At 73.4% G+C, this 2,441-nt stretch carries 6 protein-coding genes; all 6 read left to right on the top strand.

Annotated features, from left to right (window positions below):
• Positions 1 to 32 precede the first annotated feature (32 nt).
• On the top strand, positions 33 to 353 hold the full coding sequence (locus tag D455_RS0107340; protein ID WP_017570099.1) for a hypothetical protein: 321 nt from the start codon (positions 33 to 35) through the stop codon (positions 351 to 353).
• Positions 354 to 390: 37 nt separating this feature from the next.
• Positions 391 to 564 carry a hypothetical protein gene (locus D455_RS34460; protein ID WP_017570098.1) on the top strand — a complete coding sequence of 58 codons (174 nt, stop codon included), beginning with the start codon at positions 391 to 393 and terminating at the stop codon, positions 562 to 564.
• A 17-nt stretch (positions 565 to 581) separates the two neighbouring features.
• Positions 582 to 950: an Asp23/Gls24 family envelope stress response protein gene (locus tag D455_RS0107330; RefSeq protein ID WP_017570097.1), complete on the top strand. Its 369-nt coding sequence runs from the start codon at positions 582 to 584 to the stop codon at positions 948 to 950.
• Position 951: 1 nt separating this feature from the next.
• Positions 952 to 1,557 carry a DUF6286 domain-containing protein gene (locus D455_RS0107325; protein WP_017570096.1) on the top strand — a complete coding sequence of 202 codons (606 nt, stop codon included), beginning with the start codon at positions 952 to 954 and terminating at the stop codon, positions 1,555 to 1,557.
• Between the two features lie 2 nt (positions 1,558 to 1,559).
• Positions 1,560 to 2,150: an alkaline shock response membrane anchor protein AmaP gene (amaP, locus tag D455_RS0107320; RefSeq protein WP_017570095.1), complete on the top strand. Its 591-nt coding sequence runs from the start codon at positions 1,560 to 1,562 to the stop codon at positions 2,148 to 2,150.
• Positions 2,151 to 2,194: 44 nt separating this feature from the next.
• A partial coding sequence (locus tag D455_RS0107315; RefSeq protein WP_394296618.1) for a VOC family protein occupies positions 2,195 to 2,441 on the top strand: 247 nt, incomplete at its 3' end.

Below are 2,441 nucleotides of genomic sequence, written 5' to 3'. Positions count from 1 at the left end.
GGCGGCGGCGAGTCGACGCCCCGGGTCCAGTGATGGAGGGCGCCGACGAGGACCCGGGCGAGGTGGCCCGGCGCCTGGCGGAGGAGGCCAGGGGCTTCCCCGACGTGGTGGAGCTGTCCTCGGGGAGCTTCGGAACGCTGGCCACACCCGTCCCCGGAGGGCGGGTCGGCGGGGTGGCGGTCCGCGCCGACGACGTCGAGGTCGGTGTCGTGGTCCGGTTCGGACGGCCCCTGACGGACATCGCCGCCGAGATACGCCGGGGCCTGGTGCCGCTCGCCGGAGGACGGCCCGTCCACATCTCCGTGGAGGACGTGGTCGCGGGTGTCGGGGGCGGCGCCCGGACGGGCGGTTGAGGAAACGGCAACGGGTGCTGGACAAGAGGGGGAAGCCATGTGGCCCATCGTTGGACTGTCCTACGGGACGGTGCTGGGTCTGGCCGCCGCGATCGGCGGGTTCACGGCCTTCGCGCTGGTCCTGATCCTGGGGTTGGCGGGGTTCGTCGCGGGCCGGGCGATGGAGGGCGAGCTCGACCTCACCGCGATGTTCCCGCGGCGCTCCTCCTGAGGACGTGAGGAGCGGACGTGGCCGGAGTGCGGACCAGGACGGTTCCCCGACAGAGGGAGGACCCGGACGACATCGGCGCGCGGGGTGTGGCCCCGGGCGCCCGTGATCCGGGAGGACGCACCGTCATCGAGCCCGGCGTGGTCGAGAAGGTCGCCGCACGCGCGGTCCACGAGGTCCCCGGCGCACTCCCCACCCGGTCGCGTACTGCGCGGGCCCGGGTGAGCGGCGAGGTCATCCTGCTCGGACTGCGGATCGGCGTGCACTACCCGCGGTCGGCACGTGAGGTCGCCGCACGGGTGCGCGGGCACGTCGGGCAGCGGGTCGAGCTGATCACCGGCAAACGGGTTCACCACATCGACATCGAGATCGCGGAGTTGGTGCGCTGACATGACCACCGTGGAAGAGGTGCTCGGACGCCCCGACCAGGGCGTCGACCGCCGGGCCAGGCGGGTGGCCGTCCACACGTTCCGTCCGCGGCGGTCCTGGCCCGCGGTGATCACGGGTCTGGTGATCCTCGTCGTGGCGGTCGTGGCCGCCGCCGAGGTGATCTCGGCCCTGGCGGGGAGCCCGCTGCGGCTGTTCCCGGTCGGCGCCGCCAGCGGATACGCGACGACCACGACCTGGTCGATGCCCTCGGTGCAGATCGCCTCGGCGGTGCTCGCGCTGATCGGGCTGGCCCTGATCGTGGCCGCCCTGGCCCCGGGCCGCGGCCGGTGGACGGCTCTGCGCACCGACGACCCCGCCCTGGTGGTGGGGTTGACCCGGCCCGCGCTGCGTCGCGCGGTGGCCGCCGCCGCGGAGGAGGTCAGCGGCGTCGACGTCGTGCACGTGACGATGCGCGGCAACAGGATCCGGGTGCACGTGCGCACCGGGATGCGTGAGTCGGCGGGTATGCCCGCCGAGGTGACCGCGGCCGTGGAGCGGCGGTTGGAGGAGCTGGCGCCGCTGCGCAGCATGCGGATCGCCACCCACGTGCGGTACGCGGAGGGTTGACCATGGCTCGTGACAGGTCGCGCAGGTCGGCCCGGGGGAACCGGTGGGGACTGGCGGTCGTGGGAACGGTGCTGCTCGCCGTCGGACTGGTGGCGCTGGCCGCGGGACGCGGCCTGTTCGGCGCCGGTCTGGCCGACAGCGCCCTGCTCAGCCCAGCGGTCAGGCAGGCGCTCGGCCAGCAGTGGGTGCCCTACGTGGCGGTCGCGCTGGCCTTCGTCGCCGGTTTCCTGGCCCTGCGCTGGCTGATGGTCCAGGGCTTCAACGACACGGTGGGTCGCCTGGTCCTGGAACGCGGGGAGCGCGGCCGGGTGGAGATGTCCGAGAGCGTGGCGCGTGGTGCCCTGGAGCAGGAGGTCGCCGACTACCCGGGCGTGCGCCGCGCCCGCGCGCGGCTGACCGAGTCCGGGGAGGAACCGCACCTGCGGCTGGCGCTGACCCTGGACGACGACGCGGATGTGGCCGGGGTGTGGGAGCGGGTGCGCTCGGAGGCCCTGGGGAACCTGCGGCAGACGCTCGACCTGGAGCAGGTGCCCGCGGTCGTGCGGATGTCGATGACGGCACCGGCCAGGAACCCGCGGCGCAGCCTGGCCTGACCGGGTCACCGCCGATTGTCGCCCGGCGGTGTTAGCTTCGCCACATGACTCGAAAGACTTTCGTGAACCTGCCGGTCAGGGACCTCGAAGCCACCCGCGAGTTCTTCGGCGCGCTGGGTTTCTCCTACGACGAGGCCTTCTCCGACGACAAGGCGCTGTGCATGGTCGTCAGCGACGCCTCCCGCGTCCTGTTCCTGGCCGAACCCTTCTTCTCGGAGTTCGCGCCCTCGGGCGTGGCCGACACCTCCGCCGGTGCGGAGGTCATCACCTGCGTGAGCGCGGACAGCCGGG

Source organism: Nocardiopsis halotolerans DSM 44410 (assembly GCF_000341065.1).
In the GTDB taxonomy this organism is placed as follows: domain Bacteria; phylum Actinomycetota; class Actinomycetes; order Streptosporangiales; family Streptosporangiaceae; genus Nocardiopsis; species Nocardiopsis halotolerans.
This window is presented reverse-complemented; position numbering and strand designations above follow the sequence as displayed.